The sequence below is a fragment of the Pseudomonas sp. UM16 genome (genome assembly GCF_050312595.1).
GTDB lineage: Bacteria > Pseudomonadota > Gammaproteobacteria > Pseudomonadales > Pseudomonadaceae > Aquipseudomonas.
In genome coordinates, this window is record NZ_JBNPJT010000002.1 from 253,650 (window position 1) to 267,890 (window position 14,241).

Genomic DNA, 14,241 nt, shown 5'->3' on the forward strand with positions numbered 1-14,241 from the left:
AGGTGTACGTAGCGATAGTAACTTATAGTTACATTAAGTTATCAACCTGGCTAGAAACAACGCCATCAAGCGCACTCCTCCACTATATCTCCGAGAACAGAAGCTGGCACTTGCACGCCCATGAAAAGATGAGAACAACGACATGAAAAGCTATCTGCTATTGATGTTTTCAGTGCTATTGATTTCCTGTACCACTGCCCGTGAACCTCTTCCCTCGCCTCCGGCAACGCGTCCATTACTTCAAGCCACAGTTGATGGCCCAGAAACCGCTACTGCCCTGACAGCACGCTACAACGACACCAAGCAGAACTGTGGATCAGCCAGCACCCCGGCCTTTTTGTGCAGCGGCGTGATTTTTCGCGTTACAACATACTCCACCGCCTATGATTCTTGGGACCCGAGCCCCACCGCCATTAGACTCAAAGGTGTCTCCTTCTCCTACCTACGCAAAGACAGTAAATTTTCGCGTACCCCCTGGGATGGCCAGAATGGATTAATCCTCTACCCCATCTTTGGTGCACCGAAGGATAAAATGGACCCTGACGTGCTTTGCTCCTACCCCATCGATGGTTGGACAGATTCGCGAAATGAACGGTGCGGCACTTACCCTAATCAGACAACCAGCCGACCGTGTGAACTTCAGAACATTTCCACTGCAGCCCAATGGACAACCCTCTACACGCAACAGGCTGGCAACAATTCACGTCTCTGCGCTTTTAATGTTCGCGACAGCAGAAACCATCTCAGTGGGCCGGCGTTCTATGCAAGTGTACTTGCCAAAAGCAACGGCAACCCAACTGACAAGCGATTTACCGGGCACAACGAGCTGGTGATAGCACCTTGGGCGACCGGTCAGGCCAAGGTATTGCCGATCCAGGCATTCTTCTATACGACGGCAGTCGGACTTGCAGACGCCAAGAAAGACAGAGCCAATTTTCTCACACAGACGGGAACCAGCCTGCCGCTGATCAAAATCACGCTGCCGACCACTCAGGCACAAGATGCGCGCTTCGAATACATAGCGGGCGACAACTAACGTTGGATATCCACAGCCTTACCGTTTCCACCCGTGCCAAACCATGAAGAGGCATTGTGGGCGGCTTGGCTTACTGCGCGAAAGCCCGGCCCAGGCCGCCTGGCACACCGCTGCTGTCGGTTTCCTGCCAGGGGCCGTTGAGGTTGGTCGACCAGCTCCAGCCGCTGTTCCAGCGGTAGTAGGTGCGTTGGCGGTAGAAGGTGTTGGTCTGACCTTCCAGCACATACACACCCAGGCGTGGATCCCAGTGGCTGGCACCACCGGGCGGTGGTGCGAAGCTGGCTGAGGTGCGTGGCATCGGTTTGGGTGCCGGGGTGGTTACCGCGGGTTTACTTGGTACTGTAGTTGGAGGTGGAGCCGGCTTGGTAGTTGGCCCCGGGGGCACGGTTTCGATCGGCGGAGTGGTCGGTTCGGAGGGCTGATGAACAGTACACGCGCTCAGGCCCACGGCCAGGGATAGGAGGGCAAGGCGAGCGATACTGTTCATAGTGATTCTCTTACTGGTCCGGGCTGTCGATGGTCAGGTGCTGCGCAGCGGTGGTGCTGCTGGCCAGCGGGCTGCTTCGGCCAATCCATTCACCCTGGGTCGGTTGGCCAGCCCGCGAGACGCGTGCAACCAGTTGGACTTCAGCAAAGCTCGACAGTTTCATGCTCGGCATCATTGCATCGCTGTCGCTGAGCTCGACTTCGATCGGCAACTGCGCCACGGTCACTCGCTTGGCCGCCAACGGCATGGGCGGACCGGAACTGGCACGAGCGAAGATGAACACCGTGTCGTCCGCCTTGACCTTGTCTTTGAGCGCGGCGGCGAGTTCGACCCGTACTTTCAAGCGTGGCCCTGCTACGGCTGCCGATACGGGCGCCTGTGCAGAGGCCAGCTTGCCTTCACCCGCCTTGAGTTTGTCCTGGGCACGCTCGATACCCCCCTGCAACGCGGCCCGCGAGGCATCACCCTCTGGCAGCTGGACCAATAGGCGGTTCCAGTAGTCGATGGCTTGCTGGAAATGCTCGCTTTCGAAAGCGGCAATACCGAGCAGGCCGAGGCTGGTGACTTCATTGGGGTCGGCCTTGAGCGCTTCATCGGTGAGCGCTTGCAGCTGTGGCGTCCACTGCTTGCCGTTGGCAAAGTACATTGCCTGGGCCCACTGCCCGAGCAACTCCGGCTGCCGACCGGCCAAGTTGGCCGCACGTTCGAACACCTTGGCGGCATCGGCCGGTCGTTCCTGGGCCATATAGGCGCGACCGAGAAAGTACAAGCCTTCGGCCGAATCCGGTTGCGCCTCGACGGCCCGCTCCAGGCGTGCAGTCATGTCTTCCATCGAATGCGGCGCTTCGGCGAATTCGCGGGTCAGTTCGACCTGCTCGCTGGCACCAAAATGCAGGTACAGCCCCAGGCCCATCAGTGGCACCAGCACTGCAGCCAGCAATGGCAATGGTTTACCCAGACGCCCCAGGCGCTGCGGTTCGGCGTTCTCGGTGTCGTCCAACAGCTCACGGGCAGCTTCATCCCGGCCCTTGGCCAGTTGCGCCTCATCAAGCACGCCAGCCGCCTGTTGAGCAGTCAGCTCGGCAACGCGCTCCTGGTACAGAGCGACGTTCAGTGCGGTGCGGTCTTCTTCCAGTTGCGCGCGACGGCCGCGCAACACCGGGATCAGCAAAAAGCTCAGGGCCACCAGCAACAGCAGGCCTGCAGAAAGCCAGAAATCAATCATGGGTCTGTTCTTTGTCCAGCAATTTGGCGAGGCGCTCACGCTCCTCGGGGGAAAGGTCGACAGGGCCACCAGCGCTCTGCGCCCGACGCTTGCGCACGATCAGCGCCAGCAGGCCAAAACCACCCACCAGCAACACACCCGGGCCGAACCACAGTAACCAGGTTCGGGCGCTCAGCTCCGGCTTGTAGCGCACGAAATCACCATAGCGATCGACCATGAAGTCGATGATCTGCTGATTGCTCTTGCCCTCGCCGAGCATGCGGAAGATTTCCCGGCGCAGGTCGGCGGCAATGGGCGCGTTGGAGTCGGCAATGTCCTGGTTCTGACACTTGGGGCATCGCAGTTCCTTGGTCAGCTCGTGGTAACGCTCACGCTCAGCGTCATCGGCAAACTGATAAGTGTCGATGGCCGCCTGGGTCACACCGGCCAGGCTCAAGCCCAATACCGCCGCTACGAGCCAGCGCTTCATGGCTTGGCCTCATCGACCAGGCCCTGATACAGCGGCGCCAGTTGTTCACGCCAGACCGTGGCGTCAACCACACCGACGTGCTTGTAGCGAATGATGCCTTGAGCGTCGATCAGGAACGTCTCCGGTGCACCGTAGACGCCCAGGTTCAAGCCAAGGCTGCCTTGGTCGTCGCCAATGTTCAGTTGATACGGGTTATGGAACTCGGCCAGCCACTTGATGGCCGCAGCGTTGTCGTCCTTGTAGTTGACCCCATGGATAACCACGCCTTGTTCGGACAGTTTGTTCAGGTACGGGTGTTCGACCTTGCACGACGGGCACCAAGTGGCCCAAACGTTGACCAGCGCCGGCTTGCCGATCAGATCGGCCTGGGTCAGGGTCTTGCCGTCCTGCACCGATTTGAGCGCAAAGGCCGGGAATGGCTTGCCGATCATTGCCGACGGAAGCTCAGTGGGGTCGAGGAACAAGCCCCGGTAGAGAAACACCGCCACCAGCAGAAACACCGCCAGCGGCAGCACCATGATCCAACGCTTCATGCAGTTGCTCCCGACATGCCCAGTACTTCACGCACACGGGCTTTGACCTTGACTCGATAACGCCCGTCCATGGCCGCCAGCAGGCCGCCCAGGCCGGTCAGCAGACCGCCCAGCCAGATCCAACGCACGAAGGGTTTAACGTGTACGCGCACGGCCCAAGCGCCGTTGTCCAGCGGTTCGCCGAGGGCGACGTAGAGATCACGGGTGAAGCCGGCGTCGATACCGGCTTCAGTCATCATCGATTGCTGCACGGTGTACAGGCGTTTTTCCGGATGCAGCACGCTGATTTCGCGGCCATCCTCGACCACCCGCACGGTGCCCTTGTCAGAGGTGAAGTTCGGCCCTTCGAAGTGCTTGGCACCTTCGAAAATGAACTGATAACCGGCCAGCTCAACCGACTCGCCTGGCGCCAGGCGCAGGTCGCGCTCAGCGCTGTTGTTGCTCGACAGCACCACACCCAGGGCACATACCGCCAGGCCCAGGTGCGCCACATGCATGCCCCAGTAACTGCGATTGAGGCCACGCAAGCCCTTGAACAGACCCTTGTGGCGGGTTTTGTCGAGGATGTCACGGGCACCGGCCAGCACAATCCACGCGGCCAGGGCGAAGGTGGTCAGCACTTGCCAGTCGAAGTCATCGACCAGCAGTCCGCCGACTGGTGCCAGCACCGCACTGGCGATCAGTACTGGGGTGAGCATGCTCAGCAACCACTTGCTTGGCGTGTCCTTCCAGCGCACCAGCACGCCGATGGCCATCACCACCATGAGCAAGGCCATCAGCGGAATGAACAAGGCATCGAAGTACGGCGGGCCGACCGACAGCTTGGCCCCGGTCAGCGCATCAAGAATCAGCGGATACAAGGTGCCGAGCAGGATCATCGACGCAGCAACGACCAACACGATGTTATTGGCCAGCAGCAATGTTTCCCGCGACCACAGGGCAAAGCCGACCTGGCTCTTGACCACCGGCGCGCGCAAGGCGAACAGGGTCAGCGAACCACCCACCACAAACAACAGGAAGATCAGGATGAACACGCCACGCTCCGGGTCGGAAGCGAATGCGTGCACCGAAGTCAGCACCCCGGAGCGGACCAGGAAGGTACCCAGCAGGCTCAGGGAGAATGCAGCAATCGCCAGCAACACGGTCCAGCTCTTGAACACACCGCGTTTTTCGGTGACGGCCAAGGAGTGGATCAGTGCGGTGCCGACCAGCCAAGGCATGAACGAGGCGTTTTCCACTGGGTCCCAGAACCACCAACCGCCCCAGCCCAGTTCGTAGTACGCCCACCAGGAGCCGAGGGTAATGCCGATCCCGAGGAACGCCCAGGCCACCAGGGTCCACGGCCGCGACCAGCGCGCCCAAGCGGCATCCAGACGGCCGCCGAGCAAGGCGGCGATGGCGAAGGCGAAGGCCACCGAGAACCCTACGTAGCCCATGTACAGCATCGGCGGGTGCACAATCAGGCCGATGTCCTGCAGCAACGGGTTGAGGTCGGCGCCATCGGTCGGCACCTGCGGCAACAGGCGCTGGAATGGGTTGGAGGTAACGATCAGGAACGACAGGAAGCCGACGCTGATCATGCCCATCACCGCCAGCACCCGGGCCAGCATCACCTGCGGCAGTTGTCGGGAGAAGATCGACACCGCGAAGGTCCAGCCACCGAGGATCATCGCCCAGAGTAGCAGCGAGCCTTCGTGGGCACCCCACACGGCGCTGAACTTGAAGTACCAGGGCAAGGCGCTGTTGGAGTTGTTGGCGACATAGGCAACCGAGAAATTGTCGGTCATGAAGGCGTGGGTCAAGCAGGCAAAAGCAAAGGCCAGGAAGGCGAACTGCCCCCAGGCCGCAGGCCGGGCCAGGCTCATCCACAGATTGTCTCCGCGCCAGGCGCCGAGCAGCGGCACCGTGGCTTGCACAGCGGCAAAGCAGATCGCCAGAATCATCGCCAACTGGCCGAGCTCAGGAATGATCAGTGCGGCGTTCATGGCTTGGCTCCCGCGTCGGTGGCCACTTGGCCGCTTTCCTTGAGGGCTTTGGTCACCTCAGGCGGCATGTATTTCTCATCGTGCTTGGCCAATACTTCATCGGCCACCACCACGCCTTCGGCGTTGAGTTTGCCCAGGGCAACGATGCCCTGCCCTTCACGGAACAGGTCAGGAAGGATGCCGCGGTAGGTGATCGGCACCGATTTGCTGAAGTCGGTCACCACAAAACGTACATCCAGCGAGTCGCCGGACCGCTGCAGCGAGCCCTTCTCGACCATGCCGCCAGCGCGAATCCGGGTATCGAGCGGCGCTTCGCCATTGGCGATCTGGGTCGGGGTATAGAACAGGTTAATGTTCTGCTGCAGGGCACTCAGGGCCAGGCCAACAGCGATGCCAACCCCGGCCAGCAGGCCGAGGATGATGAACAGGCGCTTCTTGCGTTGCGGATTCACTGGTTGCTCTCCCGGCGCAGACGACGCGCCTCTTCTTGCAGGTAACGGCGCCGGGCCATCAAGGGCAAGGCAACGTTGACGGCCAGCACCAGCAGGCAGATGCCGTAGGCCGACCAGACGTACAGGCCGTGATGGCCCATGGCGAGAAAATCACTGAAAGAGGCAAAACTCATCGTGCCATCTCCCGACCCAGGCTATTCAATACCTCCTCCCTGACCCAACTGGCGCGCGCCTCGCGCTTGAGCACTTCAAGGCGCATGCGCAGCAACAGCACGGCACCGAAGAAACAGTAGAAACCCAACACCGTCAGCAGCAGCGGCAACCACATTTCTGCGGGCATCGCGGGTTTCTCGGTGAGGGTGAAGGTGGCCCCCTGGTGCAGGGTGTTCCACCACTCCACCGAATACTTGATGATCGGGATGTTGATTACGCCGACAATCGCCAGCACGGCGCAGGCCTTGGCCGCGCTCTCGCGATTGCTGATGGCCTGGCCCAACGCGATGAGCCCAAAGTACAGGAACAGCAGGATCAGCATCGACGTCAGGCGGGCATCCCAGACCCACCAACTGCCCCAGGTCGGCTTGCCCCAGATAGCGCCGGTGACCAGCGCTACGGCGGTCATCCAGGCACCGATCGGCGCGGCGCATTGCAAGGCGACGTCGGCAATCTTCATTTTCCACACCAGCCCGACCACCCCGGCCACGGCCAGCATCACGTAGCAGGACTGAGCGAGCATCGCGGCCGGTACATGAATGTAGATGATCCGGAAGCTGTTGCCCTGCTGATAGTCCTGCGGGGCAAAGACCAGGCCCCAGATCACGCCGATACCGATCAACAAGATCGCGGCCACCGTCAGCCACGGCAGCATGCGGCCGCTGATGGCATAGAACCACTTGGGCGAACCCAGTTTATGAAACCACGTCCAGCTGATTACGCTGCTTTTCATCACGGTACATCCAGGGTCTTTGCTGGGCAGGGCCCAGACCTCATTATTCGCCGACGCTGATCTTCAGGCCAGCCGCTATTGCAAAGGGTGCCAGAGTTACTGCCAAGGCGGTCAGGCTACCAAGCCAGAGCAGATAACCGGTCGCCGGCATAGCTTGCAATGCCGCCTGCAAGGCGCCACTGCCCAGGATCAATACCGGGATATATAACGGTAAAATCAGCAGCGCCAACAGCAGGCCGCCACGTTTCAAACCGACTGTCAGGGCTGCACCCACAGCGCCCAGCAGGCTCAGCACCGGGGTGCCGAGCAACAACGATGCCAGCAGTACCGGCAGGCAGGCTGCCGGCAAACCTAGCATCAGTGCCAGCAAGGGTGCCAACAATACCAGTGCCAAGCCGGAAAAGGCCCAGTGTGCCAGTACTTTTGCCAGTACCAGAAGAGGCAGGGGGTGCGACGAAAGGACCCACTGTTCCAGTGAGCCATCCTCGAAATCACTGCGAAAAAGCCCGTCCAGCGAGAGTAAAACCGACAAAAGGGCAGCTACCCAGACCAGCCCCGGCGACAAGGTTTGCAACAATTGAGTCTCGGGACCGACCGCCAGCGGGAACAAGGCGATGACAATGGCGAAGAATACCAGCGGGTTGGCCAGCTCCGCCGGACGGCGGCACAACAGTCGCGCTTCGCGACGCAACAACAGGACAAAGACACTCATGCGGCCCACTGCCCCAGGTTCAGTTCACGGTAACCGGACGGCTTGCGCTCCAGTGTGTGATGGGTGGTCAATACGACCATCCCGCCCTGCTCGCAATGCGCTGCCAGGTGCGCCTCAAGCTGGGCCACGCCCTGCTTGTCGAGCGCGGTAAAGGGTTCATCGAGAATCCATAGCGGTGGGCTGTCCAGGTACAGGCGGGCCAAAGCCACGCGGCGCTGCTGGCCGGCCGACAGGGTATGACAGGGCACATCTTCGAAACCGCGCAGGCCAACCGCCTCCAGGGCCTTCCAGATCGCAGCAGGCTCGGCGGGTGTATGCAAGGCACACAGCCAGGCCAGGTTCTCTTCGGGGCTGAGCAGGTCTTTGATGCCCGCAGCATGCCCGATCCAGAGCAGAATCCGCGCCAGTTCATTGCGCTGTTCGGCCAGGGGTTTGCCGTCGAGGCGAATCTGCCCGGCAGTCGGGCTCATGAGGCCGGCCAACAGGCGCAGCAAGCTGGTCTTGCCGCTGCCGTTGGGGCCACTGATCTGCAGCATGTCGCCTGCAGCCAGGTGCAATTGGAGGTTTTCGAACAGCATTCGCCAGTCGCGCTCGCAGGCCAGGCCCACGGCTTCCAAATGAGGGGTCACAGTTTCGCCTTATGCTTGGGATGCCTGTCTCAAGTCGGTCCCGGCCCTGCCGTTATACTGGGCAGTGGAGATACAGCCCGGCCGCTCTGATCGCAAAAGATCGGGCGGCATTATACATGCGATGTCCTACTGCAAAGAGGGCTATTTCAACAGGTTGCCAGCGGATGACAGGTGAAATTAACAACCTCGGTGCGCAGATTCCAGCCAGCCCCCCACCGCGCACGGCGATGACTGGCGAACTGCTGCGCCTGCTACAGCCACAACAGGCCCTGCTAGCCCCTGGTGAAACCGCCAAGGCTGAAGTGCTGGCACTGCGTCAAGTCGGCCAGGATTTTCAGATGTTGCTCAAGCTGACCCAAGAAAACGGCAAGCAGACCAACCTTCAGGCCAGCAGCAACCAACCGCTGGCCCAAGGTAGCCAACTGGCAGTCAGCCAGAGCAATAGCTCGAATCTGACTATCACGGTGCAACAGGCTATCGCCAACAATGTGGCCAGCCTGACCCGTATCGATACCCGCGAACTGCCCATCGGCACGCTGTTGCAAGGCAAGGTCCTGACCAGTCAGGCGTTGCCCCAGACGGCAGGCCAACTGGCCCAGTTCCGTTCGCTGGTCACGCTACTGGCAGGCCCCAAAGCGGGTGCCACCTTGACCATCGACAGCCCTCGCCCACTGCCCGTGGGTAGTTTGCTCAGCGCGCGGGTCCAAGGTGATCAGTCGTTAGCGTTCGTGCCGTTGAGCGGGCGCCAGGACCAACTGGCCATCGCCCAGCAGTTGAGCAGTCAGCAAAGTCGCCAGGCGTCCTTGCAAGGCCTGCTCAGCGCCTTGCAACAGCTGCGTGACAGCAATACGTCGCCCAACGAACAGCGCGCCACGGTAGACAAGCTGCTGTCCAGCCTGCCGGACGTGCGTCAGCTCAGCGACCCCAAAGGCGTCGCTCAGGCCCTGAGCAACAGCGGAGCCTTCCTTGAGGCCAAGCTGCTCGCTGGCCTCCCTGCCAACCTTGCCCCCGACTTCAAGGCTCAGGTTGTGCGACTGGTGGCGCAGCTAATGCCAGGGTTGCCGAGTAACGCTCAGTTCAACCCGGCCGCGGCAGCCAGCACCCTGGCGCAGGCGATGCCCGGCATGGTTCGCAATGCCCTCGGCATGCTCGGCCAGGTCAGTCCACGTCCGCACCCCGGCGGTTTCCCCCTGCCCTTACGGCTGCTGCAAAGCCAGGACGGCGAAGGCGATCTGGAGCATCTGCTGCGCCTGGCCGCTGCAGCCATTTCGCGCCTGCAGAGCCATCAGCTGGCTAGCCTCGAACAAACCGGCACCACCGCTGATGGCAACCTGCAGACTACCTGGCAGTTGGAGATCCCCCTGCGTACTGGGCAAGACTTCATGCCTCTGCAAGTGAAACTGCAACGCGAAGAAACCCCAGAACAGCAAGAAGATCCGGAGCGCGAACGTCGCGACCCACTGGAAATGCTTTGGCGTATCGAACTGTCTTTCGACTTACATCCGCTGGGGCCGTTGCAGGTGCAGGCGCAGATCAGCCAGGGCGCGCTGTCGAGTCAACTCTGGGCTGAGTTACCCAGCACCGCGCAGTTGATCGAAAGTCAGCTGGGCAACTTGCGTGAACGCTTATTGGCGCGTGGTCTGAACGTGACGGAGCTGCATTGCCATCACGGTACACCGCCACAAGGCCCACGTACCCGTGTAGAGCAACGCTGGGTGGATGAAACCGCATGATCGAGAAGAACCCGCGCCAGGCCATTGCCCTGAGCTATGACGGTCAACAGGCCCCTACGCTGAGTGCCAAGGGTGACGATGAACTGGCCGAAGCCATCCTGGCCATTGCCCGCGAACACGAAGTGCCCATCTACGAGAACGCCGAACTGGTCCGCCTGCTCGCACGCATGGAGCTGGGCGACAGGATTCCCGAAGCGCTGTACCTGACGATTGCTGAAATCATTGCCTTTGCTTGGCAGCTCAAGGGCAAGGTGCCAGTTGGATTTGACTATGAGGGCCCGCAGGAACGGGATATCACGCCAGCAGAACGGCGCCTGCCAGGGGTCAACTAAAAAGGTACTTCACCGATTGCCGGGGAAGATCCTCTTCGACTTGGGAGCGAGCTTATCCATTTGATCTAGCAACTGGATAAGTCCACGCTGTAAACCGGCAACCTCGGCTCCCACAGGGCCGGCATATTCACTGGAGCATTGTGGAAGCCGGCGTTGCCGGCGGTAAGCACGCCGAAGAGCTCAGCTGCGGTGCACTTTGCTCATCAACTCGGCCTCAGCCTGGGTCAAACCACACGACTGGGTCAGTTCATCGACGCTCGCCCCCATGCCGACCAACCGCGCTGCCTGGGCGAACGACAGGCTGTTGGGGTCGCGCTGCTCCAGTTGCAGGAGCTTGTCCGGCAGGGGCGCCACGGTCGCACGCAATTCATGCAGGGCTTCGCCCATGCGCACGGTGCCGTTCTGGTAGTCGTCCAGGCGCTTGGCCAGGTCCTTGATGCGTTGGTCTCGCAGCGCATCACCCTGAGCCTGCTGAGCGGCCAGCTCGCGCTGGCGCTTGCTGTAGTTCAGGAAGAACCACAGGCTCAGCACCCAGAGCAATGCCAGAAATATGACTGCAACCTCAAAGATCAACTCAGATGTTCTCCAGCTCGGACCACTCTTCCTCGGTCATCATCTTGTCCAGCTCGACCAGGATCAGCAATTCGTTGTTCTTGTTGCACACGCCCTGAATGAACTTGGCCGACTCTTCGTTGCCGACATTCGGCGCGGTCTCGATTTCCGACTGGCGCAGGTAAACCACTTCAGCAACGCTGTCGACCAGGATGCCAACCACTTGCTTGTCGGCTTCAATGATGACGATGCGACTGTTATCGGTGATTTCACTCGACATCAGGCCAAAGCGCTGGCGGGTGTCGATCACGGTCACCACGTTGCCTCGCAGGTTGATGATGCCCAGCACGTAGCTCGGGGCACCCGGGACCGGAGCAATCTCGGTGTAGCGCAGCACTTCCTGCACCTGCATCACATTGATGCCGTAGGACTCATTGTCCAGCTTGAAGGTAACCCACTGCAGGATCGGATCTTCGGAACCTTGTGCAGACGATTTTTTCATTCCCCTATCCCTCAAAATCCACCTTCGGCGGAGTACTCAGTGCGGTCGCAGGCGCGACCGATTATTTATTGTTGGCATGCGATTGCTTGACTGCGCCACTGGCGATCAATTCGGCCAGCTCGGCAACGTCCAGCAGCGCGCACATGTGTTCGATGACCGTGCCCGCCAGCCAGGGTCGCTGACCGCGCTGGCTACGCCATTTGATTTCGTTGGGGTCCAGACGCAGAGAGCGGCTAACCTGATGCACGGCCAGTCCCCACTCATAGCCCTGGACCGAAATGACATATTGCAGCCCCTGACGAAAGTCCTCGCGGTAGCGGTCGGGCATGACCCAGCGCGCGGTATCCAGCACTTTCAGGTTGCCGCTCTGACTCGGCAAGATGCCAAGAAACCAGTCAGGCTGACCGAACAACGGCGTCAGCTCGTGACCGGCCAGCGAGTAGATCGAACCCAGGCACACCAACGGTACGGCCAGGGTCAGTCCAGCAACGTCGAACAGCAGGCACTCGAAAGGCTCGGCAGCCCAAACCGGTCGCCCGTCGCTGGTGACCGGTGGCACCGGCAGATTGGGTGCCGGCGGCAAGTGGACGTCCACCAGCGGTTCGACCGCTGCACGTTGCTCAACGCCCACTTCGACACTGACTGGCTCAGGCTCAACCGGGGCTACAACCGGCATCACGGCCGGGAGCACCACTGGCGCAGGTTCGGCAAAGGGCAGCGGCGCCACCGCGACAACCGCCGGCTCGCGCTGATGACTTACCTGGGCATCACGGGCCTGCTCCTCAAGCACTGCGGCGTGGAACTCATCGATTTCAACCGACGACTCAAGCTGCACCAGTTCCTCGGTGGCCTCATGCAGCAGGCCATCAAGGTACGACTGCAAGGCCAGTTGCGGGCCGCTAGCAATCTTCTGCGGGCGATTCATCAGGCCACCTGCTGGGCGATGTTATGCGTCAACAGATGCTTGAGCAGCGCCCGGTAAGCCACCACCCCACGGCTCTTGCCATCGAATTGCGACGGCGTCAGCCCGGCCCGACTGGCGTCACGTAGACGGGTATCCACCGGGATGTAACCTTGCCAGATGTTTTCCGGATAGGCGTCACGCAACACCCGCAAGGTGCCCATGGAGGCTTGGGTGCGGCGGTCGAACAGGGTCGGCACGATGTGATAGGGCAAGGCTTGCTTGCGCGAGCGATTGACCATGGCCAGGGTACTGACCATACGTTCCAGGCCCTTGACCGCAAGAAATTCGGTTTGTACCGGGATGACCAATTGTTGGCTTGCCGCCAACGCATTGACCATCAGCACCCCGAGCAATGGCGGGCTGTCGATGATGGCATAGTCGAAATCCTGCCAGAGTTGCGCCAGAGACTTGGCGATCACCAGGCCCAGGCCACTCTGCCCTGGCGACTGGCGCTCCAGCACCGCCAACGCGGTACTGGAGGGCAACAGGGATATGTTGTCGTCGCTGGTCGGTAGCAACAGCTGTCCCGGCAAGCCTTCGGGAACCGTGCCCTTGTGCAGGAACAGGTCGTAGCAGCTGTGCTCCAGCGTGTCCGGGTTGTGGCCGAAGTAGCTGGTCATCGAGCCGTGGGGGTCGAGGTCGACCACGACCACGCGCTTGCCCGCCTCGGCCAGCAAGCCGGCCAGGGCGATGGACGTGGTGGTCTTACCGACTCCACCTTTTTGATTGGCTACTGCCCAGACTCTCATTACGTTGCTTCCTCCCGGTACAGCCAGCGGCCAGACCAGGAACGGTTATAGATTCGGTGACGGAGGATTGACGCGATTGCCCCCTACCGTCGGTGATACCGCTGGCGGTGCAGTTTGTGTGCCAGCCCGCTTCAATGCCGCATCCGCAGTGGCATTGGCGCTGCCGGTACCGGTAAGGCTGCGGCGCACTTCAAGGTTACGGGAGATCACCAGCACCACCCGGCGGTTACGTGCGCGGCCCTCGGCGGTGTCATTGCCTGCAATGGGCTGGAATTCGCCATAGCCCACCGAGGCCATGCGCGCCGGGTTGACCCCTTCCATCGCCAGCAAACGGACGATACTGGCAGCGCGCGCCGAGGACAGCTCCCAGTTGGTCGGGTACTGCGCGGTACGGATAGGCAGGTCGTCGGTAAACCCTTCGACATGCACCGGGTTGGCGAAGGGCTTGAGGATCTTCGCGACCTTTTCGATGATGTTGAACGCGACATCGCTAGGCATGGCATCGCCACTGCCAAACAGCAACGAAGAATTGAGTTCGATCTCGACCCACAACTCGTTGCCACGCACGGTCATCTGATCGGACTTGATCAAATCGCCAAAGGCGTCACGCACGTCATCGGTGATGGTTTTCAGCGGATCACTGTTGGTCTGCGCCAGCCCGGCGTCCACCTGCTCGCTGTCCTTGATCAACGGCTCGGCCGGTTTCACCGTCAGCGGACGCTCTTCGCCAATGGGGATCGGCCGCACGCTCTTCTCGGGGTCGTTGAACACCCCGATCAATGCCTGCGAGAGGATCTTGTACTTGCCCTCGTTGATCGAGGAAATCGAGTACATGACCACGAAGAAGGCGAACAGCAAGGTGATGAAGTCCGCGTAGGACACCAGCCAGCGCTCGTGGTTTTCATGTTCTTCGGGTTGTCTGCGCCGCGCCATGT

18 protein-coding genes are annotated in these 14,241 nt (G+C 60.9%); 3 read left to right on the forward strand and 15 right to left on the reverse strand.

Features of this window, described 5'->3' with window-relative positions; all coding sequences use genetic code 11:
* Positions 1 to 142 precede the first annotated feature (142 nt).
* A complete protein-coding gene (locus ACQRAX_RS03210) occupies positions 143 to 1,036 on the forward strand; it encodes a hypothetical protein (protein ID WP_412038253.1) in 894 nt (297 codons plus the stop codon).
* Between the two features lie 70 nt (positions 1,037 to 1,106).
* On the opposite strand, the gene ACQRAX_RS03215 is transcribed toward ACQRAX_RS03210, so the two are convergent.
* From ACQRAX_RS03215 to ccmA, 10 genes are read right to left on the reverse strand one after another with little or no spacing between them, the layout of a single operon-like run.
* Positions 1,107 to 1,523: a hypothetical protein gene (locus ACQRAX_RS03215; RefSeq protein ID WP_412038252.1), complete on the reverse strand. Its 417-nt coding sequence runs from the start codon at positions 1,521 to 1,523 to the stop codon at positions 1,107 to 1,109.
* 10 nt (positions 1,524 to 1,533) lie between these two features.
* Positions 1,534 to 2,748, reverse strand: coding sequence for a c-type cytochrome biogenesis protein CcmI (ccmI, locus tag ACQRAX_RS03220; protein WP_412038251.1), 1,215 nt, complete (start codon positions 2,746 to 2,748; stop codon positions 1,534 to 1,536).
* Complete coding sequence (locus ACQRAX_RS03225) at positions 2,741 to 3,217, reverse strand: cytochrome c-type biogenesis protein (protein WP_412038250.1); 477 nt, start codon at positions 3,215 to 3,217, stop codon at positions 2,741 to 2,743. The genes ccmI and ACQRAX_RS03225 overlap by 8 nt, the downstream gene beginning before the upstream one ends.
* Positions 3,214 to 3,750 carry a DsbE family thiol:disulfide interchange protein gene (locus ACQRAX_RS03230; protein WP_412038249.1) on the reverse strand — a complete coding sequence of 179 codons (537 nt, stop codon included), beginning with the start codon at positions 3,748 to 3,750 and terminating at the stop codon, positions 3,214 to 3,216. Before ACQRAX_RS03230 ends, ACQRAX_RS03225 begins: the two co-directional genes overlap by 4 nt.
* The gene (locus ACQRAX_RS03235; protein WP_412038435.1) at positions 3,747 to 5,720 is read right to left on the reverse strand and encodes a heme lyase CcmF/NrfE family subunit; all 1,974 of its coding nucleotides are present in this window, start codon (positions 5,718 to 5,720) and stop codon (positions 3,747 to 3,749) included. Before ACQRAX_RS03235 ends, ACQRAX_RS03230 begins: the two co-directional genes overlap by 4 nt.
* An 11-nt stretch (positions 5,721 to 5,731) precedes the next feature.
* The gene (ccmE, locus tag ACQRAX_RS03240; RefSeq protein ID WP_045188993.1) at positions 5,732 to 6,187 is read right to left on the reverse strand and encodes a cytochrome c maturation protein CcmE; all 456 of its coding nucleotides are present in this window, start codon (positions 6,185 to 6,187) and stop codon (positions 5,732 to 5,734) included.
* A complete protein-coding gene (ccmD, locus tag ACQRAX_RS03245) occupies positions 6,184 to 6,360 on the reverse strand; it encodes a heme exporter protein CcmD (RefSeq protein ID WP_045188995.1) in 177 nt (58 codons plus the stop codon). The genes ccmE and ccmD overlap by 4 nt, the downstream gene beginning before the upstream one ends.
* Entirely contained in the window at positions 6,357 to 7,133 is a 777-nt protein-coding gene (locus ACQRAX_RS03250) for a heme ABC transporter permease (RefSeq protein ID WP_412038248.1), read from the reverse strand. The genes ccmD and ACQRAX_RS03250 overlap by 4 nt, the downstream gene beginning before the upstream one ends.
* A gap of 43 nt (positions 7,134 to 7,176) precedes the next feature.
* Positions 7,177 to 7,845: a heme exporter protein CcmB gene (gene ccmB, locus ACQRAX_RS03255; protein ID WP_028945462.1), complete on the reverse strand. Its 669-nt coding sequence runs from the start codon at positions 7,843 to 7,845 to the stop codon at positions 7,177 to 7,179.
* Positions 7,842 to 8,474 carry a cytochrome c biogenesis heme-transporting ATPase CcmA gene (ccmA, locus tag ACQRAX_RS03260; RefSeq protein ID WP_412038247.1) on the reverse strand — a complete coding sequence of 211 codons (633 nt, stop codon included), beginning with the start codon at positions 8,472 to 8,474 and terminating at the stop codon, positions 7,842 to 7,844. Before ccmA ends, ccmB begins: the two co-directional genes overlap by 4 nt.
* Before the next feature lie 164 nt (positions 8,475 to 8,638).
* Between ccmA and ACQRAX_RS03265 the strand changes: the two genes are divergently transcribed.
* Together ACQRAX_RS03265 and ACQRAX_RS03270 are read left to right on the forward strand one after the other, a co-directional pair.
* Positions 8,639 to 10,207 carry a flagellar hook-length control protein FliK gene (locus ACQRAX_RS03265; protein WP_412038246.1) on the forward strand — a complete coding sequence of 523 codons (1,569 nt, stop codon included), beginning with the start codon at positions 8,639 to 8,641 and terminating at the stop codon, positions 10,205 to 10,207.
* Positions 10,204 to 10,539 carry an EscU/YscU/HrcU family type III secretion system export apparatus switch protein gene (locus ACQRAX_RS03270; protein ID WP_412038245.1) on the forward strand — a complete coding sequence of 112 codons (336 nt, stop codon included), beginning with the start codon at positions 10,204 to 10,206 and terminating at the stop codon, positions 10,537 to 10,539. The genes ACQRAX_RS03265 and ACQRAX_RS03270 overlap by 4 nt, the downstream gene beginning before the upstream one ends.
* Positions 10,540 to 10,719: 180 nt before the next feature.
* On the opposite strand, the gene ACQRAX_RS03275 is transcribed toward ACQRAX_RS03270, so the two are convergent.
* The 5 genes from ACQRAX_RS03275 to motD all read right to left on the reverse strand — a co-directional run bounded on the left by ACQRAX_RS03275 (position 10,720) and on the right by motD (position 14,239).
* Positions 10,720 to 11,112, reverse strand: a complete 393-nt coding sequence (locus ACQRAX_RS03275) for a DUF2802 domain-containing protein (protein ID WP_412038244.1) — start codon at positions 11,110 to 11,112, stop codon at positions 10,720 to 10,722.
* 1 nt (position 11,113) lies between these two features.
* On the reverse strand, positions 11,114 to 11,593 hold the full coding sequence (locus tag ACQRAX_RS03280) for a chemotaxis protein CheW (protein ID WP_028945467.1): 480 nt from the start codon (positions 11,591 to 11,593) through the stop codon (positions 11,114 to 11,116).
* Positions 11,594 to 11,654: 61 nt separating this feature from the next.
* Positions 11,655 to 12,518: a CheW domain-containing protein gene (locus ACQRAX_RS03285; protein ID WP_412038243.1), complete on the reverse strand. Its 864-nt coding sequence runs from the start codon at positions 12,516 to 12,518 to the stop codon at positions 11,655 to 11,657.
* Positions 12,518 to 13,306 (reverse strand): ParA family protein, encoded by a 789-nt coding sequence (locus ACQRAX_RS03290; RefSeq protein ID WP_412038242.1) that lies wholly within the window; start codon positions 13,304 to 13,306, stop codon positions 12,518 to 12,520. The genes ACQRAX_RS03285 and ACQRAX_RS03290 overlap by 1 nt, the downstream gene beginning before the upstream one ends.
* A gap of 45 nt (positions 13,307 to 13,351) precedes the next feature.
* On the reverse strand, positions 13,352 to 14,239 hold the full coding sequence (motD, locus tag ACQRAX_RS03295) for a flagellar motor protein MotD (protein WP_412038241.1): 888 nt from the start codon (positions 14,237 to 14,239) through the stop codon (positions 13,352 to 13,354).
* Between the last annotated feature and the right edge of the window lie 2 nt (positions 14,240 to 14,241).

Coding starts and splice junctions, on each gene's coding strand:
- ACQRAX_RS03210 (WP_412038253.1), top strand. CDS start 143: ATGAAAAGCTATCTGCTATTGATGTTTTCAGTGCTATTGATTTCCTGT.
- ACQRAX_RS03215 (WP_412038252.1), bottom strand. CDS start 1,523: ATGAACAGTATCGCTCGCCTTGCCCTCCTATCCCTGGCCGTGGGCCTG.
- ccmI (WP_412038251.1), bottom strand. CDS start 2,748: ATGATTGATTTCTGGCTTTCTGCAGGCCTGCTGTTGCTGGTGGCCCTG.
- ACQRAX_RS03225 (WP_412038250.1), bottom strand. CDS start 3,217: ATGAAGCGCTGGCTCGTAGCGGCGGTATTGGGCTTGAGCCTGGCCGGT.
- ACQRAX_RS03230 (WP_412038249.1), bottom strand. CDS start 3,750: ATGAAGCGTTGGATCATGGTGCTGCCGCTGGCGGTGTTTCTGCTGGTG.
- ccmD (WP_045188995.1), bottom strand. CDS start 6,360: ATGAGTTTTGCCTCTTTCAGTGATTTTCTCGCCATGGGCCATCACGGC.
- ACQRAX_RS03250 (WP_412038248.1), bottom strand. CDS start 7,133: ATGAAAAGCAGCGTAATCAGCTGGACGTGGTTTCATAAACTGGGTTCG.
- ccmB (WP_028945462.1), bottom strand. CDS start 7,845: ATGAGTGTCTTTGTCCTGTTGTTGCGTCGCGAAGCGCGACTGTTGTGC.
- ACQRAX_RS03265 (WP_412038246.1), top strand. CDS start 8,639: ATGACAGGTGAAATTAACAACCTCGGTGCGCAGATTCCAGCCAGCCCC.
- ACQRAX_RS03270 (WP_412038245.1), top strand. CDS start 10,204: ATGATCGAGAAGAACCCGCGCCAGGCCATTGCCCTGAGCTATGACGGT.
- ACQRAX_RS03280 (WP_028945467.1), bottom strand. CDS start 11,593: ATGAAAAAATCGTCTGCACAAGGTTCCGAAGATCCGATCCTGCAGTGG.
- ACQRAX_RS03285 (WP_412038243.1), bottom strand. CDS start 12,518: ATGAATCGCCCGCAGAAGATTGCTAGCGGCCCGCAACTGGCCTTGCAG.
- ACQRAX_RS03290 (WP_412038242.1), bottom strand. CDS start 13,306: ATGAGAGTCTGGGCAGTAGCCAATCAAAAAGGTGGAGTCGGTAAGACC.
- motD (WP_412038241.1), bottom strand. CDS start 14,239: ATGGCGCGGCGCAGACAACCCGAAGAACATGAAAACCACGAGCGCTGG.